Source organism: Ruegeria sp. E8 (genome assembly GCF_056533985.1).
Window position 1 is genome coordinate 414,764 of sequence record NZ_JBQFOY010000001.1, and the last position, 24,250, is coordinate 439,013.

Here is a 24,250-nt window from a genome sequence, read left to right on the forward strand (position 1 = left end):
TTTGAACGGAAGGTGCAGACTACGCTACGCGCTTAGCCCAAGCAGAGATTCTCTGCTCACCACATGGGTTTCAAGCTCGACGGATTGACCGGGCGAACTGGTCTCGATCATGTGTATCAAGGCCTGCGCAGCTTTGCGGCCCATCTCGCGGTGGGGTACGTGAACAGTTGTCAGGGCAGGGGTGACGATGCGTGCAAGTTCAATGTCGTCGAAGCCCGTGATGGAGACATCCTCTGGCACCCGAAAACCCATTTTCTGGGCCTGCCGTACGGCACCGACGGCCAGAACATCGTTTCCACACAAAACCGCAGTCGGCGGGGTGTCATTCGACATGAGGTGCTTGAAGGCCTCGGCACCGTTTTCGATCTCGTAGGATGTTTCGGACACGATCAGCCTGTCTTGCGGCAAACCATGCTCGATCATTGCGTCTTTTATCCCTTCGATCCTCAGACGCGCACGATCATTGCCTTCGCTAACGCCTGAAATCGTCGCGAGACGCGTGTGCCCCAAACCGATGACCTTTTTTGCCAACGCCTTCATCGCCTGCCTGTTGTCAAACCCAACAGAAGGCATGGGTTTGTTCGGAAGGAAGGACCAGGCAACAAGAGCAGGGACTTTCTGCATTTCCAGATAATCATAGATCCGCGCATCCCGGTCATGACCGATCAGCAACAGCCCGTCAGCGCCGCGGGCAACCAGGGTTCGGATCTGATCTTCCTCGGCCTCTGGCTGGTAGGCGGAGCTTGAGACCAGCAAGGTATAACCCTGTTTGTGGATTTCTTCCTGAAAGGCCTGCAACCCCCTTGCAAAAATCGCATTTTCCATGGTGGGGATGATCGCGCCAATCGTGAAAGACCGCCTTGCGGCCATCACGCGCGCGGCAAAATTCGGAGTGTATCCCAAGGAATCGACAGCTGACAAAACACGCTCGCGCGTCGCTTCAACAACCTGTTGCGGGGTGTTCAGGCATCTTGAAACGGTGGCTGTGGAAACGCCTGCAGCTTTGGCAACGTCATCCAGGGTCGGCGCGGACCGGTGTTTTGGCATTCTCGAACTCTCAATTCCAGTTCCCTTAAGTTAATCGCATTTTTCAAATGATGAAAGCAGTTATGTAAGCGCTTGCATTTGCGATGTAAGCGCTTACAAAGGTGTAGGGGCCGATTCTAAAAGGAGTCTCGGAAATGTTTCTTGCCGCGTCAGTTGTCGTATTCGCGATCTATTTCGCCAATGTCGCATTGGGTGCATTTGCAGGCAGCGCATTCCTGGGGGACGTAGGAGAGATGTTGGTTCTGTTCGCGGCGTCGATTTTGTTCGTTGTCGCAATTCTGAAAAAGGAAGCTGACCGGGACGCAAAGGACGGCAGCTGAACTTTTGCTTGGGAGGGCAATTCATGAAGACCGACAAGACCGAACTGGCATCGGCCGAGCGCCGCAATTTTCTGAAGCTGAGCGCAAGCGGTGCGTTCACGGCCGCGTTGGTGGCCGGGGCAGGAGGGGTGTTGTGGTCGTCCGAAGCCGCCGCGCAGACCGCGAAAGAAGAACGCGAGCGCGAGCAGGCGGCCGAGCACGTGATGACTGTGGCAACGGCCTATGTACTGGGCGCGTCGCGTAGCTATCCCATCATGCAGCTGGACCTGAAGGAAAACATTCAGAACGCCACCAACGGCAAGGTCTATGTCAAACTGGCGCCGGGTGGTCAGCTTGGCGCAGGCGGCGCGCTGGTGCAGAAGGTGCAGGGCGGTACCATTCAGGCCGCGCAGCACTCGTTGTCGAATTTCGCACCGTTTGCTTCGACAGTCGACCTGATCAACATGCCGTATCTGTGCGGTTCGAACCAGCGTTTCACCAACCTTGTCCATTCGGACACGTGGAAAAATGAGGTTCACCCCAAGGTCGAAGCCGCAGGATTCAAGGCGCTATTCTATGTGAACATCGACCCGCGCGTCGTTGCGGTTCGTCAGGGCGGCAATGCCGTGCTCACACCCGGTGATATGAGCGGGATCAAGTTCCGCGTGCCGGGATCGAAGATGCTGCAACAATACTACCGGATGGTCGGCGCCAACCCGACGCCCGTTGCATGGGGCGAGACCCCTTCGGCCATCAAGCAGGGCGTTGCGGATGCGCTCGATCCTTCGGTTGGGGCGCTCTATGTCTTTGGCTTCAAGGACATTCTCAGCCACGTGACCTTTACGCAGGCGGTGCCGGACAGTCAGGTTTATTCCTGTAATCTGGAATGGTTCAACTCGATGCCAGCAGATGTTCAGGAAGGTATCATGTGGGGGTCGGAAATGACCTCGCATCAGAACCTCTCCAAGGTTCCGTCGGCCCGCGCCTATGCCATGGCCGAGCTGAACAAGGCCGGGGTACAGTTCCACTCGCTCAGTGACGACCAACTGGCGGAATGGCAGGACGCCGGCGGGTATCAGAACGCCGATTGGGATCCGTTCAAGACGGAACTGGCCGGATCGATGGAAAACTTCGAAAAACTGGTCGAAGCCGCCGGAACGCAGGGCAAATACTACGTCCACGACGCCTAAGGCGCTATCCGTGGACGCCATCCGGGCGTCCACGATCATTTCCTACAGTCAGGTCGAAAACGGCCCGCCTGGGCAGGCGCGGGTCTGGCTGTTCTATCGCCGGAGGATCAGATGACCGTTCTTCAAAATATAGACCGAAACGCAGAGCGCTGGTTGCTGCTGGTGTTCTACGTGATGCTGGTGATTACCATGGCCATCGAAGTGCTGCGGCGTGAGATTTTTGCCTTTTCCTCGATCTGGGGAGAGGAGATCGTAAGATACTCCTTCATCTATCTCGCATGGATCGGTGCCGCAGCGGCGGTAAAGGAACGGGCGCACATTCGGATCGACGTGATCATGCATTACCTTGGTCCGCGCCCCAAGGCCTTGCTCTACATCTTTGGCGATCTCGTGATGTTCGTTGTGGCGGTTATCGCGCTCTACTGGTCGTATGAGGCGGTTCATGTTTCGGCCAAGTTTGGATCTGTCACGGATGGGCTGCGGATTTCCAAGGTCTGGTTCCTGATGGCGGTACCCACCGGATTTGCCCTGATGATCTGGCGGCTGATCCAATCCCTGATGCGCGACCTGAAATGTCTTCGCGACGGTACGCCCGTCTTCGAAGGCGACAAGCTGTTTGACTGAGGAGAACTGAGATGCTTTGGAATTCCCTCAATCAAACGGTTGAACTCGGCTGGGATTTTTACCTGCCAGTGATCCTGTTCGTTGGCCTGATAGCCTTGGCCGTACCTGTCTGGGCCGCCATTGGGACCGCCGCCATCGTCATGCTGATCATGTCCGGCGACCTGCCGCTCAGCCTGGTCGGAGAAAGCCTGTTTACCGGCATCGACGCTTTTGCACTGACCGCCGTTCCGCTGTTCATCCTGACGGGGGACGTTCTGGTTCGTACCGGGCTGTCGCGCAAGTTTCTGGACGTCGCCGAGGCGCTGACCTGTTTCGCCAAGGGCGGTTTCGGCTCGGCCACCGTGCTGGTCTGCGGCATGTTCGCCGCAATCTCGGGTTCCGATGCGGCAGGGGCTGCTGCTGTTGGTCGGATGACCATCAACCGTCTGGTCGAAAGCGGCTATCCGCGCCCCTATGCCTGTGCTCTGGTCGCCGCGGGGGCCTGTACCGGCATCCTGATCCCGCCCTCAATTGCGTACATCATCATTGGCCTCGTACTGGGTATTTCCGCCTCGACCCTGTTTCTGGCGGCTTTGATCCCTGGCCTGGCCATTCTGGTGTCGATCCTCGTCACCAACATCATCATGAACCGTCTCTACGCCTATGAGGGCGGCGGCATGATGACCATGGGTGAGTGGCTGGCCAATTTGGGCAAGGCGCTGAAATCCGGCTGGTACGCGTTCATCGTGCCGGGGATCATCTTCTATGGCATCTTCTCGGGTCGCCTGACCCCGACCGAGGCTGGTGCAACCGCCGTGGTCGTCACGATCATCATGGGCTTCATCCTACGCACGCTTACACTGGCTGATTTCCCGTCGATGCTGGTCAGTTCCGCCAAGGTAAATGGTGTGATCCTGCCGATTATCGCATTCTCGGCCCCATTGGCCGAGGCGCTGGCGATCATGGGGGTGCCGCAGGGCTTTGTGGCCTCGGTAACGTCGCTGACAGATGATCCGTATCTGCTGATCCTTCTGATGATCGGTATCCTGATCGCAGCGGGCTGCGTTATGGAGACGACACCAAACATCGTGATCCTGGCACCGATCCTGAAACCGCTGGCCGACAATATCGGTATGAACGAGATTCAGTTCTGCATCATGATGATCACCGCCCTGGGCGTCGGTTTCATCACGCCACCGCTGGGCCTGAACCTGTTCGTTGTATCTGGCATTACCGGTGAATCCATTCTGAAGATTGCCGCCCGGGCCGTGCCATTTGTATTGACGATGCTGATCGTGGTGATCCTGATCGCTTACGTACCTGCTGTGTCGACCACACTGCTTCCTGCAATCTACCAATAGGACCTGTTGAACATGCCGCGTGACTATTTGAAAAAGGCAACCCTGACGGCGCAATCTCATGCGTCCGAGGTGCACGATACGGTCAAAACCATCCTCGCCGATATCGAGGCAGGTGGCGATGCCAAGGCGCTGGAATATGCTGTCAAGTTCGACAAGTTCGACGGCAACGTTCTGATGACGCAGGACGAGATTGACGCCGCTATCGCTCTGGTGCCGGAAAAGCTCAAGGCCGATATCCGGTTCGCCCATGACAACGTACGCCGTTTTGCCGAGACGCAGAAGGCCACCGTGTCGGATGTGCAGATGGAGATTGTGCCGGGTTTCGTCGCAGGGCAGAAAGCCATCCCCGTGGATGCTGCGGGCTGTTATGTGCCCGGCGGGCGTTATAGCCATATCGCCAGTGCGATCATGACAGTAACAACGGCCAAGGTGGCCGGGTGCCGCCATATCACGGCCTGCTCACCTCCGCGCCCCGGTGAAGGGGTTGCGCCTGCCATCGTCTATGCGGCGCATATCTGCGGGGCCGACAGCATTCTGGCCATGGGTGGTGTGCAGGGTGTGGCCGCGATGACATATGGTCTGTTTGGCCTGCCGCGCGCAAATATCCTTGTAGGCCCCGGCAACCAGTTCGTGGCCGAAGCCAAGCGTATCCTTTACGGCAGGGTTGGTATCGACATGATCGCCGGACCGACCGACAGCCTGATCCTTGCCGACAGTTCGGCCGACGCGCATGTGGTGGCAACCGATTTGGTCAGTCAGGCAGAGCACGGGTACAACTCACCGGTCTGGCTGGTAACCGATGATCGTGATCTGGCGCAGAAAGTGATGGAGCTGGTTCCGGCATTGATCAACGATCTGCCAGAGCTGAACCGGGAAAATGCCTCAGCCGCGTGGCGGGACTATGCCGAGGTCATTGTATGCGCCGATCGCGAAGAAATGGCTGCCTGTTCCGATGAATACGCGCCAGAGCATCTGACGGTGCAGGCCGAGGATCTGGAATGGTGGTTGGATCGCCTGACCTGCTATGGCTCGCTGTTTCTGGGCGAGGAAACCACAGTTTCTTACGGAGACAAGGCAACAGGCACGAACCACGTTCTGCCGACCTCGGGCGCGGCCAGTTACACTGGCGGGCTGAGCGTCCACAAATACATGAAGATCGTGACGTGGCAGAGGGCAACGCGCGAGGGGTCCAAGCCCATCGCCGAGGCGACCGCGCGAATCTCTCGACTGGAAGGGATGGAGGGCCACGCGCGCGCTGCGGACGTGCGTCTGGCAAAGTATTTCCCGGATGAACAGTTCGACCTGACCGCCGATGGATGACCCACGCGCATTGTTTGACCTGACGGGCAGGGTGGCTTGTGTGACGGGCGCCAGCTCAGGGTTGGGGCGGCAGGTTGCGCGTACCCTTGCCGCCGCTGGCGCGCGCGTTGTCGGAGTTGCTCGGCGCGGTGATGCGCTGGAACAGATGAAGGCTGAGATCGGAAGCAATGCGGATTCGGTTGTGGCAGATGTCGCGGATCGCGACGGTCTGGCTGCACTGGTGCAGGCCGTCGCTTCCAAGTTCGGCGCACCGGACATTCTGGTCCATGCGGCAGGTATCAACATGCGCGAGCCTGCCGATGACGTGACGCCAGAAGGTTGGGATGCCACGGTCGCGCTGAATCTCAGCGCGCCGTTTTTCCTCAGTCAGGCCATGGTGCCCGCGATGGAGGAGAAAGGTTGGGGGCGCATCGTCAACTTCGCCTCGCTGCAAACCACACGCGCCTTTCCGGGCGGCATCGCCTATGGCGCGACGAAGGCAGGCATCGCGCAATTGACCCGCGCCATGGCCGAAGCGTGGTCGCCCTTTGGCATCACAGCCAATGCTATCGGCCCGGGGTTCTTTCCCACGGAACTGACGCAGGCCGTGTTCGACGATCCTGACCGCGCAGAACGCAATGCGGCGCAGACCTGCATCGGGCGTAACGGTCGTATGCAGGATATCGACGGGCCGATCCTGTTTCTGTGCTCGAAGGCATCCGACTATGTAACAGGACAGGTTTTGATGGTGGACGGGGGGTTCACGGCCAAATGAAAGCGCTTGTCTACAAAGGTATAGAGCAGATGGAGTTCGGCGATGTGCCAGACGCCGAAGCCGTTCAGTCCGAACATCTGATCCGGATCGAGGCGGTCGGCATCTGCGGATCGGACATGCACGCCTATCTGGGTCATGATGCCCGCCGTCCGGCACCGCTGATCCTTGGGCATGAAGCTGCAGGTGTTATCGTTGATGGCATTCGCGCCGGGGATCGGGTGACGATCAATCCGCTTGTAAACTGCGGGCAATGTCCGGCCTGCCTTGCTGGCCGCGAAAACCTGTGCCCGGACCGCCAAATCATCTCAATGCCGCCACGAGAAGGGGCATTTGCGCAATACGTCTCAATGCCCGTCGGCAATCTTGTCGAAGTGCCCGAAGATATCTCGTTTGCCAAAGCCGCGCTGGCGGAACCTCTGGCCGTAAGCTGGCACGCTGCTCGTTTGGGGATCGAAGCATTGCATCCAGCCATGGCACGCCGAGCTTTGGTCATTGGCGGCGGGGCAATCGGGCTTGCCGCAGCCTTGGCCCTGCGGGCGATGGGCATCGAAGACGTTACGATTGCCGAGCCGAATGGATTGCGTCGGGAATACCTGCAAGGAATTGAAAAGTTTGCAGTCACCGACACACCCGAAGGATCGTTCCCGCTGGTCATCGACGCCGTGGGCTATGCCGCCACCCGTTCCGTTGCCTCAGACAGGGCAGAGCCTGGCGGTGTCATAGCGCATGTGGGTTTGGGTGAAGATACCGGCGGGTTGGACATACGTCGCATGACCCTGCAGGAGATCACGTTCATCGGAACCTACACCTATTCCGCGAAAGATTTCCGCCAGACAGCGCAAGCGATCTTTGACGGGCGGTTGGGGTCATTGGATTGGATCGAAGAACGGGCACTGGCAGACGGCGCGCAGGCGTTTCGTGACATCCGCTCTGGTGCTGTGGCCGCACCGAAGATTATCCTGAGACCCTGGGGATAGACCCGACAGAACTGGAGGCCTTCATGTATACTAAAATTCTGGTCCCGTTGGCTTTGGATCACGGCATATCGCAACACACATTGGAAATCGCCCGCGCTTTGTCCGGAACAGGTGCCGAGATCATAGCCTTGCACGTCTACGAGATGCCTCAGGGATCGGTCAGCGCCTATCTGGATAAATCCGCTGTCGCAGAAGGGTTCGAACGCGCACGTCTGCAATTGTTGCGCAAGGTAGAAGGGCTGGATGGCGTGACGGCCGAGATTGTGAAGGGCCACACCGCGCGGTCCATCATCGACTACGCCAGCAGCAAAGACGTGGATTGTATCGTCATCGGGTCACATAAACCGGACCTGAGCGACTACTTTCTGGGATCGACCGCATCGCGCGTCGTCCGCCATGCCCCCTGTGCCGTACACGTACACCGAGGGGCCTGATTTCCTCAATCGCGCGTCTCGCGCCCCAAACAGGATCAACAGCTGGATCATGAACATAGACAAAAAGATCACCGACGATCTGGTGGCGAATGATATTTCGTTTGTCACCACCGTCCCGTGTAAGCAGCTTGCCGGCGTCATCGACGAGATCGACAAGCGTGACGGGATTTTTCATATCCCCTCGAACAAGGAAGACGAAGGGATGGGCCTGTGCGCCGGGGCATGGATGGGGGGCAAGCGGCCCGCGATCATCATGCAGAACACGGCCATTGGGGTAACGATCAACACGCTGGCCACTTTGATCCAGTTCTACCGTATGCCATTGCCCATGCTGATTTCGTATCGCGGAGAGTTGCGCGAACCGGTTGCCTGTCAGGTGGAAATGGCGGTGCACACCAAGGCGCTGCTGGCGCAGATGAATATCCCGACCTACCACTTCCACAAACAGTCGGATGTCGAAGAGCTCGACATGATCCTGAAGTACACATTCATGTGCAACAAACCGGTCGCCATCCTGACCGATGCCAATTTCTGGGGAGGCTATGGCGACCAATGATCCGTTCTGAAATTCTCAAGGAAATCGCCCCGATCCTGCGTGACCAACTGGTGGTCTGCAATATCGGTATCCCCAGCCAGGAACTTCACGCCATCGACGATCAGCCGACCAATTTCTACATGCTGGGTACAATGGGGCTGGCTTCGTCCATCGGTCTGGGACTGGCACTGTCGCAACCCAAACCGGTCATCGTGATTGACGGCGACGGCTCGATTCTGACCAATCTGGGCACGCTGCCGACCATCGCCAACAACGTGGCTGACAACTATATTCTTCTGATCATCGACAATGGATCTTACGGCTCGACCGGTGATCAGCCGACCTATGCGGGGCAGAAGACCTCGCTGGCGAAAATGGCCGAGGCGGCGGGATGCGAGCGGGTGATCGAATGCGCCGCCGAAGAAACCGGGCGTGTTTTGCAAGAGGCGTTGGAAGCCAAGCAGATGACGATCATCGTCAGTAAATGTGAAAGCGGTAATGCCAAGATGCCGGTTATTACCATGGATCCGGTGGTGATCCGCGACCGCTTCATGAAGGCCGTACAAGCCTGATGCCACCCAGCGCCATTCACAGTGCTGAGGACGCCCGCCGCCTTGCTCGGCGGCGTCTGCCGTGGATGGTGTTCGATTATATAGACGGGTCTGCAGGGGGCGAGGTGGGCGCCAGACGCAATCGGGCAGCCTTGGACGCTATGACGTTGCACCCACGTATTTTGCGAGATGTCAGCAAGAGGTCTTTGGCCTGTTTCTTATTCGGTCAATCCGCAAAACGCCCGTTCGGCATCGCACCGATGGGCATGTGCAACCTGTCGGCCCCCGGTGCCGACTTGATGCTGGCCCGCCTTGCCGCGCGGTACGAGGTGCCGCTTGGGGTTTCTACGGTCGCCTCGACCCCGATGGAAGATCTGATCCTTGAGGCCGAAGGCCATGCCTGGTTTCAGTTGTACTTCAGCGGCGATGGCAGTGGCACGTTCAAGCTTGTCGATCGTGCCAAGGCTGCGGGCTATGAAACACTTGTGCTGACCGTAGACGTGCCCGAAGTCGGTCGCCGCCCACGCGAACTGCGTCATGGGTTCAAGATGCCCTTCAAAATGGGCCCGAAGCAGATGTTGGATTTTGCTCTGCACCCCCGTTGGTCCCTGCCCACACTGCTGAAGGGCAAGCCGGAAATGGCGAATTTCCTGATGGATGGTTTTGATTTCGACCGCACCGAAAGCCGGGCAAAGGCCACGTGGGAGACATTGGCCCGCTTGCGTGATCAGTGGGGTGGAAAACTGGTGGTAAAGGGTGTCTTGGATGCAGAGGATGCGCAAAGCCTCAAGTCAGCGGGTGTTGACGCCATTCAGGTCTCGAGCCACGGTGCACGCCAGTTGGAAAGCGCGCCTGCGCCAATCACCGTTTTGCCGGATATTCGAAAAGCCGTCGGGCCGGATTTTCCGCTTTTCTACGACAGTGGGTTGCGATCAGGAGAAGACGTTCTCAAAGCGCTCACAAATGGTGCGGATTTCACCTTTTTAGGACGCATCCTGCAATTCGCAATCGCGGCAGAAGGGGAAGAGGGGCTTGAACAACTCTGGTCCGTACTGAGCGATGAGATGAGCATCGCGATGGCTCAGCTAGGCGTTACGACGCTGGATGAGGTGCGAAGCGCTAACTGATATTTTTGGTAAAGGGTGAACGACCCGAGGCGAATCTCGGGTCGTTGCGTTACCGGCTTAACCGCGGCGTCTGCGCCGACGTCCGCCACCGGCTTCGGCTTCGCCGCCGCCTGTGTTGAAGCTTGGGTTGGGCAGCGTGACCACCTGTGCCAATTCCGGGAACGGATCGGTCTTGTGGGGGATCGCATTGGCAGCCACGAAATGATCCTGGAATTTCGGCTCGATGGCGGTTTCGATCTTGGTGATTTCGCGCACAACGCGTTCAATCTCGGCCCGTGAACCGATATTGCACAACGCGATCCGCGCACCGGTACCAGCGGCGTTCCCTGCGCTTGAGACTTTCTCCAGAGGCGCGTCCGGGATCATGCCCAAAACCATGGCGTGTTTGGTCGAGATATGCGCACCAAATGCGCCGGCCAGAACCACGCGATCCACCTTGTCGACGTCCATCTCGTCCATCAGCAGACGCGCACCGGCATACAGCGCCGATTTCGCCAATTGGATGGCACGGATGTCGCCTTGGGTGACAGTGATGCGCGGGCCTCCTTCGGCGCTGGCGTCGTGGATCAGATAGGCGTGGGTGCGACCTTCAGGTACACAACGCGCGGTCCCGGTCTGTTCGGCAGATCCGATCAGGCCGCCTTCGTCCAGCAGGCCCGCGATACGCATCTCGGCCACGGCCTCGATAATACCAGAGCCGCAGATGCCAGTGATTCCGGTCGTGGCCACGTCAACGTCAAAGCCGTCTTCATCCGACCATTTCTCGGACCCGATGATGCGGAAGCGGGGTTCTTTGGTGACTGGGTCGATCTCGATCCGTTCGATGGCTCCGGGCGCAGCGCGCTGGCCGGAACTGATCTGAGCACCCTCAAAGGCCGGTCCGGTCGGCGAGGAACAGGCCAGAACGCGGCTGGTGTTGCCCAGAAGGATTTCGGCGTTGGTGCCCACATCGACAATCAGCACCAGATCCTCGGATTTACCGGGCTCTTCCGACAGGGCAACAGCCGCGCAATCCGCGCCCACATGCCCTGCGATACAGGGCAGGATATAAACCTGTGCACGCGGGTTCATGGTGGTCAGATCCATTTCACGCGCGGGCAGGGACATCGACTCGGACGTGGCCAATGCAAAGGGCGCCTGACCCAGTTCAACAGGGTCGAGACCCAGCAAAAGGTGGTGCATGACCGGGTTGCAGACGAACACGGTTTCCACGATCAGAGACGCGTCGATCCCGGCCTCTTCAGCGATGGATGTCGTCAAGTCATTGATCGCTTCGCGCACGGCCTTGGTCATTTCCTGATCGCCGCCGGGGTTCATCATCGAATAGGAAACTCGGCTCATCAGGTCTTCGCCAAACCGGATCTGCGGGTTCATCAGGCCCGAGGATGCCTTGACCTCGCCCGTTTCCAGATCGGTCAGGTGGGCGGCAATGGTGGTCGAGCCCAGGTCGATGGCCAAACCGTACAAGCCGCTTTCATGCAGACCCGGCCAGATTTCGACAATACGGGCGACGTTGTCCTTGTGGCCCTTGTGGACAGCTACAGTGACCTCCCATTTGCCCTTGCGCAGAACCGGCTGCAGTTTGGACATCAACGACAGGTCTGCGGTTATGGCCTCAATCTTCCATTGCTCGCGAAGCGCACGTTCCAGCCGTTCCAGATCGCCGGTGGGCGAGTGCATGTCGGGCTCTTCCACCACCACGAAATACAGACGTGTCGCCGGATCCATGGTGATGGCGCGTGCGGCCGCCGCCTTGCGGACGACCTGTCGGTGAACCTGGCTTTCCGGTGGGACGTCGATCACCACATCACCTTGAACGGATGCCTGACACCCAAGACGGCGGCCGGGTTTCAGGCCGCGTTTGTCGTCGTAACGTTGTTCAACTGCATTCCATTCGCTCAGCGCGTCTTCGGACACGGTGACGCCGTGCTTGGGAAACTCGCCATAGCTGGGGGTGATCTGGCACTTTGAACAGATGCCACGGCCACCGCAAACCGAATCCAGATCGACACCCAACTGACGGGCTGCCGTCAATATCGGGGTGCCCACTGGGAAATGCCCGCGTTTGCCGGACGGGGTAAAGACGACAAGAGGGTCGGTGGTCATCTGAGAACTACCTTTGTTGTTCGCGCGTATTCCGCGCAAGATATGAGTTTGAGCGAAAAGGGAAAGGGCTATCAGCGGCACGATTTGCACAGCAAGCGTCGTTTTCAGAGGCACCATCGTCGCAGGGAACGACCGAGTTGATTTGGGGGGCTTTTCCTTTGGTGTAATCCATGCAATAGGGTCACCGTCAAACGGGCTTTTGCATGGGGTTTTCAGATGCAGATTCGTGAGGCACTCACCTTTGACGACGTTCTCCTGGTTCCGGGCGCATCTTCTGTGCTGCCGGCAACGGCGGACACCACCACGCGCGTGACGCGTGAAATCACCATGAACATCCCTTTGCTGAGTTCGGCCATGGATACCGTGACCGAGGCGCGCATGGCCATTGCCATGGCGCAGGCGGGTGGCATCGGGGTCATTCACAAAAACCTTTCGGTCGAAGAACAGTCGCGTGAAGTTCGCCGGGTCAAACGTTTCGAATCGGGTATCGTTTACAACCCGGTGACGCTGCGGGCGGATCAGACATTGGCCGATGCACAGGCTTTGGTCGAACGCTACAACTTCACCGGTTTCCCGGTTGTCGAGGCGGATGGCCGCGTGGTTGGCATCGTCACCAACCGGGACATGCGATTTGCCACCTCGAACGATACTCCGATCAAAGCGATGATGACCGCCGACAACCTGGCGATGCTGCAAGAGCCTGCGGATCTGGAAGAAGCCAAAAGCTTGATGCGGGCCCGGCGGATCGAAAAACTGCTTGTTGTCGATGGTGAGGGGAAGCTGACCGGTCTTCTGACGCTGAAGGACACGGAACAGGCCGTCTTGAACCCAACCGCCTGCAAGGACCGGCTGGGGCGTTTGCGCGTTGCTGCGGCGACTTCGGTCGGCGATGCCGGCTTCGAACGGTCCGAGCAATTGGTGGATTCCGGCGTCGACATTATTGTTGTCGACACGGCGCATGGGCACTCTCAGGGCGTGCTGGACGCCGTGAAACGGGTCAAAACCCTTTCGAATGAGGTTCAGATCATTGCCGGCAACGTCGCAACCGGTGAGGCGACCAAAGCGCTGATCGACGCAGGTGCAGATGCGATCAAGGTGGGCATTGGTCCCGGTTCGATCTGCACAACGCGGATGGTGGCGGGTGTTGGTGTACCTCAACTGACCGCGATCAGTGATTGTTCGGCGGCAGCAGGTGACGTTCCGGTCATCGCTGATGGGGGCATCAAATTCTCGGGCGATTTCGCCAAGGCGATTGCGGCTGGGGCTTCTTGCGCCATGGTCGGCTCGATGATCGCAGGAACGGATGAAAGCCCGGGCGAGGTGATCCTGTATCAGGGTCGGTCGTTCAAATCTTATCGCGGTATGGGCAGCCTTGGTGCAATGGCGCGCGGCTCGGCGGATCGGTACTTCCAGAAGGATGCAGCCAATGACAAACTGGTGCCCGAAGGCATCGAGGGGCAGGTGCCCTACAAAGGCTCGGCCAGCGCCGTGATTCACCAGCTTGTGGGCGGCTTGCGTGCCGCGATGGGTTATACCGGCTGCGCGACTGTCGAAGAGATGCGCAAAAACTGCCATTTCGTCAAAATCACTGGCGCAGGTCTGAAAGAAAGTCACGTGCATGACGTTCAGATCACCCGCGAAAGCCCGAACTACCGGGTAATGTAAACCATTGAATGCCCGACGCGGCGCCCTTGTCCGGGCGCCGTTTTGTATTTGGACCGGCCCGTTTGGGCTTTTCGCCAAGGTAATCCGCAATGACACCCGCCGCCCGTGTTCAGGCCTCGATCGAAATTCTGGATGCAATTCTTGCTGGTGCGCCGGTTGAGAAAGCTCTGACTGGCTGGGCGCGGCGCAGTCGATTTGCCGGATCCAAGGACCGGGCGGCAATCCGGGATCACGTTTTTGACGCGCTACGATGCAAGCGCTCGTACGCTGCTTTGGGAGGAGCCAATACCGGGCGTGGCCTGATGATCGGTGCGATCCGCGCGTCAGATGGCGATCTGGCAGAGCTGTTTACCGGCGACCGTCACGCTCCGATGCCCGTCCAGCAAACAGAAGCTGCGCGGAACTTCGAGTCAGAGGCCGAGAAATACGATATTCCGGAATGGCTTTGGCCCCGATTTGCCGCGTCGATGACGGACGCAGCAGTTCCCTGTGCCGTTGCGTTGCAAAACCGTGCACCCGTTCATTTGCGGGTCAATTTGCTGAAGACAGATGTAGGCGAGGCTGTTGAAACCTTGAAGGCTGAAGGCATCACCACGTCTAAAAACCCGATATGCGAGACCGCTCTTGAAGTGACTGACGGGGCGCGGCACATAGCCCAAAGTCAGGCGTATGCTCAGGGTCTGGTCGAGTTGCAGGATGCAGCAAGCCAGGCGGTCGTGGCCTCAGTGGCGTTGCGACCCGGTATGCGTGCGCTTGACTTTTGCGCGGGTGGAGGCGGCAAATCTCTGGCGCTCGCGGCAAATGAGGGCGTCGAGGTTTTCGCGCATGATGTGAATTCCGGCCGCACGAAGGATATCCCGGTCCGGGCTGAGCGAGCAGGTGCGAAGATAACTATCCTGAACAGCGCCGAGCTTTCGAACCACGCTCCGTTTGATGTTGTTCTGGTGGATGCACCGTGTTCTGGCAGCGGGTCTTGGCGGCGCGCTCCGGCGGGGAAATGGGCTTTGACCGAAGATCGTTTGCATGAGCTCACCGCGATTCAGGGCGATATTCTTAGGGGTATTGCGCCTCTGGTCCGGTCTGGCGGTGTTTTGGCTTATGCAACCTGTTCTATTCTGACCGATGAAAACGACGCGGTTGTTGATCGTTTCTTGACCCAAAATACCGATTGGCGAGAAACCTTTCGGAAAACGTGGCATGTAACGCACGAGTCTGACGGGTTCTTTACGTCGCACTTGACGCGCTGAGCTTTTGGCAAATAGCAACCTAAGGTAGATGCGTGCTTCTCGAATTTCGTTAAGCGGGCATTAACCTTTTTTGGCGGTTATTGCCGATAACTTTATGCCCGAGCCGTTTATGCCTGACACAGTTGACTCTATTCGCGATCCTTCTCTTGCCAACATGCCGTCTGCATCTCGCCTCGGATCGCTGGCTTTTTTGGCCTTTCTGCTCGGTCTGACTCCGGCGTTAGGGGTGTTGCCGCCGGATTGGACAATGGGCCTGGTGGTGGTGGGCGTATCCCTTTTGATCGTAACCCTGTGCGTCGTGATCAAGGGTAAAATTGCAGACAGACATGCACAACAAACCACCGCCATCATGGCTGCCTTTGCAGAACAGGACGACGCTCCGTTCCTGATTGCCAATGGTTATGGCGACGTTTTGGTGTCCAACGCACTGGCGCATGAGCAATTCGGAGCGGAAAAGGGCAGTAATCTGGTCAACTGCCTTACCTCAACCTTCTCGAACCCTCCGGCCATTTTGTTGAGGTTGCAATCACGGGCTTGGTCGGTCGGGCGGGCCCAAGAGGACATTCGCAGCCGTGGGCGGACTATTTCAATATCCGTGTTTCAGCTTGGCCCCGAGGTTTATTGCTGGCGCTTTCTTCAAACTGAACAAGAACGCTGGCAATCTTTGGACTTACCGGTTCTGACCATTGGGCGATCAAATGAATTGGTGCGTGTAAACCCGGCTGCCGAACATTTGTTCGGATCACGCCCGGCCCGAATGGACGACATCTTCGGTGAAACCAAACCGCAGATCGGAGCAATCAACCCGGTCAAGTCGCTTGACGGTTTGATACCGGTTGCGATGGCCGAACTTTCGTCTTCCAACTCGGAACGGTCCATTGGTTTGATACCACTCGGTCAGTCATCCACGCCAGAGGCCGCCACGTCGTTTGCTGATCTTCCGGTTCCGGTTCTGACCCTTTCCCCGGAAGGTGAGGTTCTGAACACCAACAGGCTTGCCCTAAAGTTGTTGGGAAAGGAGAACCTTGAAGGGTCCAATATCGGTGAAATCATGCGGGGGTTGGGGCATCCCATTCTGGACTGGCTTGCGCAGACAGCCGCAGATGAAGAAACGCAGAAATCGGAATTTCTGCAGCTCATTCGCGATGACAAGGAGGTTTTTGTTCAGGTCACGTTGAGCCGGGTTGTTGAAAATGGAAAGGTTTGCCTGATCGCCGTGCTGAATGATGCAACCGAGCTGAAGACTTTGGAAGCGCAGTTCGTTCAGGGCCAGAAAATGCAGGCCGTGGGGCAACTGGCTGGCGGCGTTGCACATGATTTCAACAACCTGCTGACGGCCATTTCCGGGCATTGCGACTTGCTTTTGTTGCGGCATGACCAGAATGACCCGGATTATGGCGATCTGGTGCAGATCAATCAGAACGCCAACCGGGCCGCCGCGCTGGTCAGTCAGCTTCTGGCGTTCTCTCGAAAACAGACGCTCAGGCCCGAAGTACTGGATCTGCGCGACACAATCTCTGACCTGATTCATCTTTTAAACCGGTTGGTTGGCGAGAAAGTGCAACTGACCCTCAGCCATGACCCGGTTTTAAAACCGGTGCGGGCTGATAAGCGCCAGCTGGAACAAGTGCTGATGAATCTGGTCGTGAATGCGCGGGACGCCATGCCTGACGGCGGCGAGATTCGTATCGAGACCGAAGTGTTGAACCTGTCGAAGCCGCTCAGACGAAACCGGGCAACCGTGCAGCCGGGCGAGTATGTCACGGTCCGGGTTGTGGACAGCGGTGTGGGGATACCTGCCGACAAGCTTCAAAAGATATTCGAGCCGTTCTATACGACCAAGCGTACGGGCGAAGGAACGGGGCTTGGGCTTTCAACGGCCTATGGCATCGTCAAACAGACTGGCGGCTTCATCTTCGTCGACAGCGCAGTGGGTAGGGGTACCGAATTCACCGTGGTTCTGCCGGTTAGTGCCACGGTCGCCAAAGCCCAGCCTGAATCTCCAAGTCAGCCAGAAATACAAGCCGCCCGGCAAGGGGAAGGCGTAGTGCTGCTGGTCGAAGATGAAGCCCCAGTTCGCGCCTTTGCAACCCGAGCCTTGAGACTCAAGGGTTACACGGTGCTAGAGGCGGATTCGGCGGAAGAGGCGCTGCGGCTACTTGAGGATTCGGCATTGAATGTCGATGTGTTTGTCACCGATGTGGTCATGCCAGGCATGGACGGGCCGACATGGGTGCGCAAAGCGCAGGAAACGCGCCCGAACGCACGCGTTGTTTTCATGTCTGGCTACACCGAAGGCGCATTTGGGGACTCGGGGCCGGAAATAGCCAATTCGACCTTTTTGCCCAAACCGTTTTCTCTCAACCAGTTGACCGAGGCAGTGTTTCAACAACTAAATTGATTTCTTCACAAGGCTGCGTCGTGGATTGCAAATTCTTCGGCGTGTTTGTTTTCAAATCTCTGTCTTGTCTTCGGCGTCAAAACAAGATCACCCGTTGGCGAAACATTTTCGCGCGAAAGGTCAATTTGCATGTCCAGCCGCGTTTGTAGGAAATCCAGAATCTTGTCCTGATGTTCGTATTTGAAGATATGGTTGGCACCACGCCCATTGCTGCGGGTTCGAAAAAACTGACTCTGACTGCCCACATCTGCAAACTCCGGACGCGGGTTCTTCATATAGGACTGCACAAAAGTGTCGAAACTCATATTTCGGGTTGAATGGGGGTGGTCGACCCGGTCGTCACGACTGCGAAAACGGTACCAGCTGCCCAACCAGTCAACAGGTTCGCGGACAACGGCCATGATCTCCATCTCGGTATCGTACATTTTTCGAAACATGTTCTGAAAAAATCGGTCATACCTGCGTACCGGCGCGTGTTTCAGTTCGGGCGGATGCGTGACGACAAGATCGGCCCGATCCTTTAGCGCGGTGTGGTAGGCCGTGCTTCCGGTCTTGGGAACCGCGAGAAAGGCAAGGCGTTCTTTATAAAAAACAAGCATTTAACGGTTCCTCTTGTCACGCTTTTATCCGAGCAGATTGTCGTAAACGACTCTTTAACACAATTGCAGAAGACTGATTTCTGTAAGTTTTAGTTGAAATGTTCTCTTTTTGATCTCATAAGGAACAAGAGGCGAACAAAGCAGCGATTGCCGCCCGATCAAGGGTGTGACAAAAGGGAAGGCGACAGGACAATGGCGGATCTTCTGACGATGAGCGACAAGAAAAACGCAGACAAGCAAAAGGCGCTCGACAGCGCGCTGGCCCAGATCGAACGGCAGTTTGGCAAGGGCTCGATTATGAAGCTGGGCGAAGGTGCCAAGCAAGATATCGAGGCAAGCTCGACCGGCTCGCTGGGTCTGGACATTGCGCTGGGAATTGGCGGTCTGCCAATGGGGCGGATTGTCGAAATCTACGGCCCGGAAAGCTCGGGCAAGACGACGCTGACGCTGCATTGTATCGCCGAACAACAAAAACGTGGCGGTGTCTGTGCCTTTGTGGATGCCGAGCACGCATTGGACCCGCAATATGCCCGCAAGCTGGGCGTCGATCTGGACGAGTTGCTGATTTCGCAACCGGATACTGGTGAACAGGCTCTGGAAATCACTGATACGCTGGTGCGTTCCGGTGCGGTCAACATGGTCGTTGTCGACTCGGTTGCGGCGCTGACGCCGAAATCCGAACTGGAAGGCGACATGGGTGACAGCAACGTTGGTGTGCAGGCTCGCCTGATGAGCCAGGCGATGCGCAAACTGACCGGCTCGATCAGCCGCTCGAACTGCATGGTGATCTTCATCAACCAGATTCGGATGAAAATCGGCGTGATGTTCGGTAGCCCGGAAACGACTACTGGTGGTAATGCGCTGAAATTCTACAGCTCGGTCCGTCTGGACATTCGCCGCATTGGAGCGATCAAGGACCGGGACGAGGTTGTTGGCAACCAGACCCGTGTCAAGGTCGTCAAGAACAAGGTTGCACCGCCCTTCAAGCAGGTGGAATTCGACATCATGTATGGCGAAGGCATCAGCAAGATGGGTGAATTGCTGGACCTCGGCGTCAAGGCCGGTGTGGTCGAAAAGTCGGGCTCTTGGTTCAGCTATGGCGACGAACGGATCGGGCAGGGGCGTGAAAACGCCAAACAGTACCTGCGCGACAACAGCCGCATTGCGTTGGACATTGAAGACAAGATTCGGGCTGCTCATGGGCTGGACTTCGACATGCCCCCGGGTGCTGCTGAGGATGATGACATCCTTGAAGCCTAGCGACAGTTGACTGGCCTTTCAGAAACCTTCTGGTTTCTGATTGGAAGCCCGGATTAAATAGAAAGAGGCGGTCCATCGGGCCGCCTTGTTTCATTCCGGTGTGCCTCGGCTGTGGACACCGCTTTGACACGGGGCTAAACCTGCTGAGACCAAGATTTTTGTGCGCCGAGAGAGCCCTATGCCAACCCTTAACGACATTCGATCGACCTTTCTGAACTACTTTGAAAAACAGGGGCATGAGGTTGTGGCGTCCAGTCCGCTGGTGCCGCGCAACGACCCGACTTTGATGTTCGTGAACTCGGGTATGGTGCAGTTCAAGAACCTGTTCACCGGACTGGAAACCCGCGACTACCAGCGTGCCACCACGGCGCAGAAATGTGTGCGCGCTGGCGGCAAGCACAACGATCTCGACAATGTAGGCTACACCGCGCGCCACCACACCTTCTTTGAGATGCTGGGGAACTTCTCGTTCGGCGATTACTTCAAGCACGAGGCGATCCCTTTTGCCTGGGAGTTGATCACCAAGGAGTTCGGCATCGACAAAAGCCGACTGCTTACCACCGTCTATCACACCGATGACGAAGCGTTCGAGATCTGGAAAAAGGTCGGCGTACCCGAAGACCGGATCATCCGCATCGCGACCAGTGATAACTTCTGGCAGATGGGCCCGACCGGGCCATGTGGTCCGTGCACCGAGATTTTTTATGATCATGGCGATCATATCTGGGGTGGCCCTCCGGGATCGCCCGAAGAGGATGGTGACCGATTCATCGAAATCTGGAACATCGTTTTCATGCAGAACGAACAGTTCGAAGATGGCTCGATGGTCGAACTTGATATGCAGTCCATCGACACCGGCATGGGGCTGGAACGTATCGGTGCGCTGTTGCAGGGCAGTCATGACAACTATGACACCGACCTGTTCAAAACCCTGATCGAGGCATCCGCTGATGCAACCGGCGTTGACCCTTATGGTGATCAGAACGTGCATCATCGGGTGATCGCAGACCATCTGCGCTCGACCTCTTTCCTGATTGCCGATGGTGTGATGCCCAGCAATGACGGCCGCGGCTATGTTCTGCGCCGGATCATGCGCCGTGCCATGCGCCATGCGCACCTGCTGGGTGCGAAAGACCCGGTGATGCACCGTCTTGTACCGACACTGGTGCAGCAGATGGGTGGGCATTATTCCGAGTTGACGCAGGCACAGCCATTGATCGAAGAAACCCTATTGCTGGAAGAAACCCGCTTCAAACAGACGCTGGATCGGGGTCTGAAGCTGCTCGAGGATGAAGTCTCGGGCCTGTCCGAAGGCGCTCCTCTGTCAGGTGAGGCGGCCTTCAAACTGTACGACACCTACGGCTTCCCGCTGGACCTGACGCAGGACGCGTTGCGTGAAAAGGGCCGGACTGTGGATACAGATGGTTTTGATGCCGCTATGGCGGAACAGAAAGCCAAAGCGCGGGCAGCTTGGGCCGGATCAGGCGAAGCGGCGGATCAGGCCGTTTGGTTCGATGTTCTGGATACCGCCGGGGCGACCGATTTCCTCGGCTATGAGACCGAGAAAGCCGAAGCGCAAGTTGCCGCGCTGGTCGTTGACGGCGCTTTGGTCGACAAGATCGACGAGGGTGGCAGCGGTTGGGTCGTGGTGAACCAAACCCCGTTTTATGGCGAGGCTGGCGGTCAGGTGGGTGACACCGGCGAATTGCGACGCCTTGAGGATCGTGATCACAAAAGCCGGGTAGAAGACACCAGGAAGTTCGCGGATGGCAAGGTTTACGCACATAAGGTGACGGTTGAAAGCGGTAACGTGTCCAAAGGCGATACGGTTGAACTGGAGGTCGATCATGTGCGTCGCTCGTCGATCCGGGCCAATCACTCGGCCACACACCTGCTGCACGAAGCGCTGCGAGAAACGCTGGGCGACCATGTGGCTCAGCGCGGCTCGTTGAATGCGGCGGATCGTCTGCGGTTTGATTTCAGCCATTCCAAAGCGCTGAGCCTTGAAGAAGTTCAGAAGGTCGAGCGTGAAGTGAACGCCTTTATCCGTCAGAACTCGACGGTAGAGACACGGGTCATGACACCCGATGACGCGCGCGAATTGGGCGCGCAGGCCCTGTTCGGCGAAAAATATGGCGACGAGGTGCGTGTTGTCTCGATGGGCAGGGCACCTACTGGTAAAGGCCATGACGGCGAAACATGGTCGATTGAACTGTGTGGCGGCACCCATGTGCGCCAAACGGGCGACATCGGCACGTTTGTCGTGTTGGGCGACAGCGCAAGCAGCGCCGGCGTGCGCCGCATCGAAGCTTTGACGGGAGATGAAGCGTTCCGCTATCTTTCGGCCCAGGATCAACGCCTTGCACAGGTGGCAACGGAACTGAAAGCGCAGCCAGACGATGTGGTGGCACGCGTGAAGAGCCTGCTGGATGAACGCAAGTCGCTGCAAAACGAAGTGGCTCAGCTGCGTCGTGATCTGGCCATGGCTGGCGGGGCCGGGCAGGGCGGTGGTGCCGAAGCGCGCGACGTAAACGGTGTGAAGTTCCTGGCTCAGGCCTTGAACGGTGTGTCCGGCAAAGATCTTCCGGCACTGATCGATGAACACAAGGCCCGCCTCGGGTCGGGTGCGGTGCTGCTGATTGCGGATACCGGCGGCAAGGCTGCTGTTGCGGCTGGTGTGACCGAGGACCTGACGGGAACCGTTTCAGCGGTTGATCTGGTTAAAGCCGCAGTCGTGGAACTGGGCGGCAAAGGCGGCGGTGGTCGCCCGGACATGGCTCAGGGCGGCGGCAAAGATGCGACGAACGCAGATGCGGCGATAAAGGCCGCAGAACAGGTATTGGGAGGATAAGATGGCTGCTCTCTGGATTGCACATGTGACGGTGACTGATGCTGAGGCATACGGAAAATACGCCGAGCTGGCCGGACCGGCCATCGCCAAGCACGGTGGCGAGTTCATCGCCCGTGCTGCGCGTTATGTTCAACTGGAAGGCAAAGAGCGGCCACGCAATGTGGTCGCCCGATTCCCGTCGCTGGAGGCAGCGGTCGAATGTTATAACTCGGATGACTACCAGCAAGCGCTGAATCATGCTCGTGAGGCGAGTGAGCGCGAACTGGTTGTGGTCGAAATCACCGAGTGATCATCCGGTTCGCCTGCTCAAAGTCTGGATTGCCTTAGGATTCCACAACGGATCGGCGATCTTTGGCTCATACCACAGTTCCGCCATCCAAGATCAGCCCGCCTGCGCGGGCTGATGCTTTTAATACAACGTTTTCATGCTCTTACTGGGGTGGATATTCACTGCCTAAAGAAATTCGCGTCCCAATTGTGGCCGCGCCACCTAAATTCTTACGCGAAAAAGTCAGATTGACGGACGAATTTCCGCCCTTTTTCCCCTTCAGTTTTTCAGATGATTGCCCAGATAGGGTTGTTCGCAGATAGTTTCACGAAACGGAATGCGACCCTGTTTGTCGTGCGATCATTCGATGAACACCGGATTGGGGTACAGGCATGACAACTTTCACACAACTGGCCAAACGCTGCGGTACCGGAGTTTTGTCAGTTTCAGCGCGCGCCACAAGCATATGCTTCCTGAGCATGTGCGCGACCGTCTTTTCCCCTGTCGCCCACGCGTCCGAGGGCGGCTTTATCCCAAGTGTCGCATCGTCACCACCGCCATCCGGAGCCGTCAACCTGTGCAATCAATACAATTGGGCCTGTGCAGGAAAACGATCCGTATCTTTGCCCAGCCATCAGGAACTGAAGGTTGTGGAACAGGTGAATAGGCGCGTGAACAAATCGACCCGTGCCGTATCAGATCAATCCCAGTACAAAACACCCGAACGATGGGCACTACCGACCGCCAGAGGCGGCGATTGCGAGGATTTCGCATTGCTGAAAAAGCGGGAATTGATCCACGCTGGCGTCGATCCAAGTAAGCTCTTGATCGCGACCGTTCTGGATACACGTCGCACGCCCCATGCCGTTCTGGTTTATCGTTCAGCAAACGGTGATCTGGTGCTTGATAATCTCACCAATCGGATCAAACCCTGGACAGCTACGCGGTATTTGTTTTTACGGATGCAAGACCCGAAACAACCCGGTCGTTGGGTAGGCGTGTATGGGCACAGCTAAAGCGAAGGTCTTGTCGCAAAGGCCTGGAGATTAGTATTGCGGGTGCGAGGGGTCCGCGCACCCGCAATTTGCGTTCAACAAGGGATGGCCTACAGTTCCTGACTTCTGGACGATTAACGGGTTAGCGCCACTCTTCGCCGTCAGTTTCTTCGCCACCTGGTTCTTCGCCGCCGGGCTCTTCACCGCCTGGTTCTTCACCACCGGGCTGTTCGCCACCGGGCTGTTCGCCACCTGGTTCCTCGCCGCCGGGTTGCTCACCACCAGGCTGTTCGCCACCGGGCTGTTCGCCGCCGGGTTGCTCACCACCCGGCTGTTCACCACCGGGTTGCTCGCCGCCGGGCTGTTCGCCACCTGGTGTTTCGCCTCCTGTGGTTCCGGGACCTCCGCTTGGACCGGACGTTTCAGTTCCCCCATCAGAACCGCCGCCAAAGCTTGGGCCGGTATTCTGGTTCTCATTGGATGGGCCGTCTCCGGATCTCTGATCAGAGACACCGGTAGACGCGGTTGGGAAATCTGTTAGCAGAGCGGCCAGAGGTGCGCATTCAGCGCCGAGTCGCGCGAGAATACTGTCAAAATCTGCGCGACGCTGAATATATCGTATCATTCCACTCGTAACCGCGTCACATTCACACAAGACTT

At 57.6% G+C, this 24,250-nt stretch carries 22 protein-coding genes; 18 read left to right on the top strand and 4 right to left on the bottom strand.

Annotated features, from left to right (window positions below; all coding sequences use genetic code 11):
• Positions 1-24: 24 nt before the first annotated feature.
• Positions 25-1,047, bottom strand: a complete 1,023-nt coding sequence (locus ACR0LF_RS02080; protein WP_480574235.1) for a LacI family DNA-binding transcriptional regulator — start codon at positions 1,045-1,047, stop codon at positions 25-27.
• A 134-nt stretch (positions 1,048-1,181) separates the two neighbouring features.
• On the opposite strand from ACR0LF_RS02080, the gene ACR0LF_RS02085 reads away from it, so the two are divergent.
• From ACR0LF_RS02085 to ACR0LF_RS02135, 11 genes are all read left to right on the top strand, one after another.
• Positions 1,182-1,367 carry a hypothetical protein gene (locus ACR0LF_RS02085; RefSeq protein WP_480574238.1) on the top strand — a complete coding sequence of 62 codons (186 nt, stop codon included), beginning with the start codon at positions 1,182-1,184 and terminating at the stop codon, positions 1,365-1,367.
• 23 nt (positions 1,368-1,390) lie between these two features.
• Positions 1,391-2,536, top strand: a complete 1,146-nt coding sequence (locus ACR0LF_RS02090) for a TRAP transporter substrate-binding protein (RefSeq protein WP_480574241.1) — start codon at positions 1,391-1,393, stop codon at positions 2,534-2,536.
• A 111-nt stretch (positions 2,537-2,647) separates the two neighbouring features.
• The gene (locus tag ACR0LF_RS02095; RefSeq protein ID WP_480574244.1) at positions 2,648-3,160 is read left to right on the top strand and encodes a TRAP transporter small permease; all 513 of its coding nucleotides are present in this window, start codon (positions 2,648-2,650) and stop codon (positions 3,158-3,160) included.
• 11 nt (positions 3,161-3,171) lie between these two features.
• Positions 3,172-4,500: a TRAP transporter large permease gene (locus ACR0LF_RS02100; RefSeq protein ID WP_480574247.1), complete on the top strand. Its 1,329-nt coding sequence runs from the start codon at positions 3,172-3,174 to the stop codon at positions 4,498-4,500.
• 12 nt (positions 4,501-4,512) lie between these two features.
• The gene (hisD, locus tag ACR0LF_RS02105; RefSeq protein WP_480574250.1) at positions 4,513-5,820 is read left to right on the top strand and encodes a histidinol dehydrogenase; all 1,308 of its coding nucleotides are present in this window, start codon (positions 4,513-4,515) and stop codon (positions 5,818-5,820) included.
• Entirely contained in the window at positions 5,813-6,574 is a 762-nt protein-coding gene (locus tag ACR0LF_RS02110) for an SDR family NAD(P)-dependent oxidoreductase (protein ID WP_480574252.1), read from the top strand. The genes hisD and ACR0LF_RS02110 overlap by 8 nt, the downstream gene beginning before the upstream one ends.
• Complete coding sequence (locus tag ACR0LF_RS02115; protein ID WP_480574255.1) at positions 6,571-7,551, top strand: alcohol dehydrogenase catalytic domain-containing protein; 981 nt, start codon at positions 6,571-6,573, stop codon at positions 7,549-7,551. The genes ACR0LF_RS02110 and ACR0LF_RS02115 overlap by 4 nt, the downstream gene beginning before the upstream one ends.
• Positions 7,552-7,574: 23 nt before the next feature.
• Positions 7,575-7,985 carry a universal stress protein gene (locus ACR0LF_RS02120; RefSeq protein WP_480574258.1) on the top strand — a complete coding sequence of 137 codons (411 nt, stop codon included), beginning with the start codon at positions 7,575-7,577 and terminating at the stop codon, positions 7,983-7,985.
• A gap of 49 nt (positions 7,986-8,034) precedes the next feature.
• The gene (comD, locus tag ACR0LF_RS02125) at positions 8,035-8,541 is read left to right on the top strand and encodes a sulfopyruvate decarboxylase subunit alpha (RefSeq protein WP_480574261.1); all 507 of its coding nucleotides are present in this window, start codon (positions 8,035-8,037) and stop codon (positions 8,539-8,541) included.
• On the top strand, positions 8,538-9,092 hold the full coding sequence (gene comE, locus ACR0LF_RS02130; RefSeq protein WP_480574264.1) for a sulfopyruvate decarboxylase subunit beta: 555 nt from the start codon (positions 8,538-8,540) through the stop codon (positions 9,090-9,092). Before comD ends, comE begins: the two co-directional genes overlap by 4 nt.
• Positions 9,092-10,198 carry an alpha-hydroxy acid oxidase gene (locus ACR0LF_RS02135; protein ID WP_480574267.1) on the top strand — a complete coding sequence of 369 codons (1,107 nt, stop codon included), beginning with the start codon at positions 9,092-9,094 and terminating at the stop codon, positions 10,196-10,198. The genes comE and ACR0LF_RS02135 overlap by 1 nt, the downstream gene beginning before the upstream one ends.
• Before the next feature lie 57 nt (positions 10,199-10,255).
• Here ACR0LF_RS02135 and ACR0LF_RS02140 read toward each other — a convergent pair whose 3' ends face one another.
• Positions 10,256-12,304 (bottom strand): ASKHA domain-containing protein, encoded by a 2,049-nt coding sequence (locus ACR0LF_RS02140; protein WP_480574271.1) that lies wholly within the window; start codon positions 12,302-12,304, stop codon positions 10,256-10,258.
• A gap of 216 nt (positions 12,305-12,520) precedes the next feature.
• On the opposite strand from ACR0LF_RS02140, the gene guaB reads away from it, so the two are divergent.
• The 3 genes from guaB (at position 12,521) to ACR0LF_RS02155 (ending at position 17,617) form a co-directional block, all read left to right on the top strand.
• Positions 12,521-13,969 (top strand): IMP dehydrogenase, encoded by a 1,449-nt coding sequence (guaB, locus tag ACR0LF_RS02145; RefSeq protein ID WP_480574274.1) that lies wholly within the window; start codon positions 12,521-12,523, stop codon positions 13,967-13,969.
• 89 nt (positions 13,970-14,058) lie between these two features.
• Positions 14,059-15,216: an RsmB/NOP family class I SAM-dependent RNA methyltransferase gene (locus ACR0LF_RS02150; protein WP_480574277.1), complete on the top strand. Its 1,158-nt coding sequence runs from the start codon at positions 14,059-14,061 to the stop codon at positions 15,214-15,216.
• Positions 15,217-15,325: 109 nt separating this feature from the next.
• Positions 15,326-17,617 (top strand): hybrid sensor histidine kinase/response regulator, encoded by a 2,292-nt coding sequence (locus tag ACR0LF_RS02155; RefSeq protein ID WP_480574280.1) that lies wholly within the window; start codon positions 15,326-15,328, stop codon positions 17,615-17,617.
• Between the two features lie 5 nt (positions 17,618-17,622).
• Here the strand turns inward: ACR0LF_RS02155 and ACR0LF_RS02160 are convergent, their stop codons facing one another.
• On the bottom strand, positions 17,623-18,216 hold the full coding sequence (locus tag ACR0LF_RS02160; RefSeq protein WP_480574283.1) for a sulfotransferase family 2 domain-containing protein: 594 nt from the start codon (positions 18,214-18,216) through the stop codon (positions 17,623-17,625).
• A gap of 192 nt (positions 18,217-18,408) precedes the next feature.
• Here ACR0LF_RS02160 and recA point away from each other — a divergent pair, with 192 nt between their 5' ends.
• The 4 genes from recA to ACR0LF_RS02180 all read left to right on the top strand — a co-directional run bounded on the left by recA (position 18,409) and on the right by ACR0LF_RS02180 (position 23,611).
• Entirely contained in the window at positions 18,409-19,476 is a 1,068-nt protein-coding gene (gene recA, locus ACR0LF_RS02165; RefSeq protein ID WP_480574287.1) for a recombinase RecA, read from the top strand.
• Positions 19,477-19,654: 178 nt separating this feature from the next.
• Positions 19,655-22,327 carry an alanine--tRNA ligase gene (gene alaS / locus ACR0LF_RS02170; protein WP_480574291.1) on the top strand — a complete coding sequence of 891 codons (2,673 nt, stop codon included), beginning with the start codon at positions 19,655-19,657 and terminating at the stop codon, positions 22,325-22,327.
• 1 nt (position 22,328) lies between these two features.
• Positions 22,329-22,616 (top strand): DUF1330 domain-containing protein, encoded by a 288-nt coding sequence (locus tag ACR0LF_RS02175; RefSeq protein WP_170805679.1) that lies wholly within the window; start codon positions 22,329-22,331, stop codon positions 22,614-22,616.
• A 371-nt stretch (positions 22,617-22,987) separates the two neighbouring features.
• The gene (locus ACR0LF_RS02180; protein ID WP_480574294.1) at positions 22,988-23,611 is read left to right on the top strand and encodes a transglutaminase-like cysteine peptidase; all 624 of its coding nucleotides are present in this window, start codon (positions 22,988-22,990) and stop codon (positions 23,609-23,611) included.
• Positions 23,612-23,732: 121 nt separating this feature from the next.
• Here the strand turns inward: ACR0LF_RS02180 and ACR0LF_RS02185 are convergent, their stop codons facing one another.
• Positions 23,733-24,215: a hypothetical protein gene (locus ACR0LF_RS02185; RefSeq protein ID WP_480574297.1), complete on the bottom strand. Its 483-nt coding sequence runs from the start codon at positions 24,213-24,215 to the stop codon at positions 23,733-23,735.
• Between the last annotated feature and the right edge of the window lie 35 nt (positions 24,216-24,250).

Bases quoted from the DNA above. Each gene is read 5' to 3' on its own strand.
- ACR0LF_RS02080 (WP_480574235.1), bottom strand. From the start codon at position 1,047: ATGCCAAAACACCGGTCCGCGCCGACCCTGGATGACGTTGCCAAAGCT.
- ACR0LF_RS02085 (WP_480574238.1), top strand. From the start codon at position 1,182: ATGTTTCTTGCCGCGTCAGTTGTCGTATTCGCGATCTATTTCGCCAAT.
- ACR0LF_RS02090 (WP_480574241.1), top strand. From the start codon at position 1,391: ATGAAGACCGACAAGACCGAACTGGCATCGGCCGAGCGCCGCAATTTT.
- ACR0LF_RS02095 (WP_480574244.1), top strand. From the start codon at position 2,648: ATGACCGTTCTTCAAAATATAGACCGAAACGCAGAGCGCTGGTTGCTG.
- ACR0LF_RS02100 (WP_480574247.1), top strand. From the start codon at position 3,172: ATGCTTTGGAATTCCCTCAATCAAACGGTTGAACTCGGCTGGGATTTT.
- hisD (WP_480574250.1), top strand. From the start codon at position 4,513: ATGCCGCGTGACTATTTGAAAAAGGCAACCCTGACGGCGCAATCTCAT.
- ACR0LF_RS02110 (WP_480574252.1), top strand. From the start codon at position 5,813: ATGGATGACCCACGCGCATTGTTTGACCTGACGGGCAGGGTGGCTTGT.
- ACR0LF_RS02115 (WP_480574255.1), top strand. From the start codon at position 6,571: ATGAAAGCGCTTGTCTACAAAGGTATAGAGCAGATGGAGTTCGGCGAT.
- ACR0LF_RS02120 (WP_480574258.1), top strand. From the start codon at position 7,575: ATGTATACTAAAATTCTGGTCCCGTTGGCTTTGGATCACGGCATATCG.
- comD (WP_480574261.1), top strand. From the start codon at position 8,035: ATGAACATAGACAAAAAGATCACCGACGATCTGGTGGCGAATGATATT.
- comE (WP_480574264.1), top strand. From the start codon at position 8,538: ATGATCCGTTCTGAAATTCTCAAGGAAATCGCCCCGATCCTGCGTGAC.
- ACR0LF_RS02135 (WP_480574267.1), top strand. From the start codon at position 9,092: ATGCCACCCAGCGCCATTCACAGTGCTGAGGACGCCCGCCGCCTTGCT.
- ACR0LF_RS02140 (WP_480574271.1), bottom strand. From the start codon at position 12,304: ATGACCACCGACCCTCTTGTCGTCTTTACCCCGTCCGGCAAACGCGGG.
- guaB (WP_480574274.1), top strand. From the start codon at position 12,521: ATGCAGATTCGTGAGGCACTCACCTTTGACGACGTTCTCCTGGTTCCG.
- ACR0LF_RS02150 (WP_480574277.1), top strand. From the start codon at position 14,059: ATGACACCCGCCGCCCGTGTTCAGGCCTCGATCGAAATTCTGGATGCA.
- ACR0LF_RS02155 (WP_480574280.1), top strand. From the start codon at position 15,326: ATGCCTGACACAGTTGACTCTATTCGCGATCCTTCTCTTGCCAACATG.
- ACR0LF_RS02160 (WP_480574283.1), bottom strand. From the start codon at position 18,216: ATGCTTGTTTTTTATAAAGAACGCCTTGCCTTTCTCGCGGTTCCCAAG.
- recA (WP_480574287.1), top strand. From the start codon at position 18,409: ATGGCGGATCTTCTGACGATGAGCGACAAGAAAAACGCAGACAAGCAA.
- alaS (WP_480574291.1), top strand. From the start codon at position 19,655: ATGCCAACCCTTAACGACATTCGATCGACCTTTCTGAACTACTTTGAA.
- ACR0LF_RS02175 (WP_170805679.1), top strand. From the start codon at position 22,329: ATGGCTGCTCTCTGGATTGCACATGTGACGGTGACTGATGCTGAGGCA.
- ACR0LF_RS02180 (WP_480574294.1), top strand. From the start codon at position 22,988: ATGACAACTTTCACACAACTGGCCAAACGCTGCGGTACCGGAGTTTTG.
- ACR0LF_RS02185 (WP_480574297.1), bottom strand. From the start codon at position 24,215: ATGATACGATATATTCAGCGTCGCGCAGATTTTGACAGTATTCTCGCG.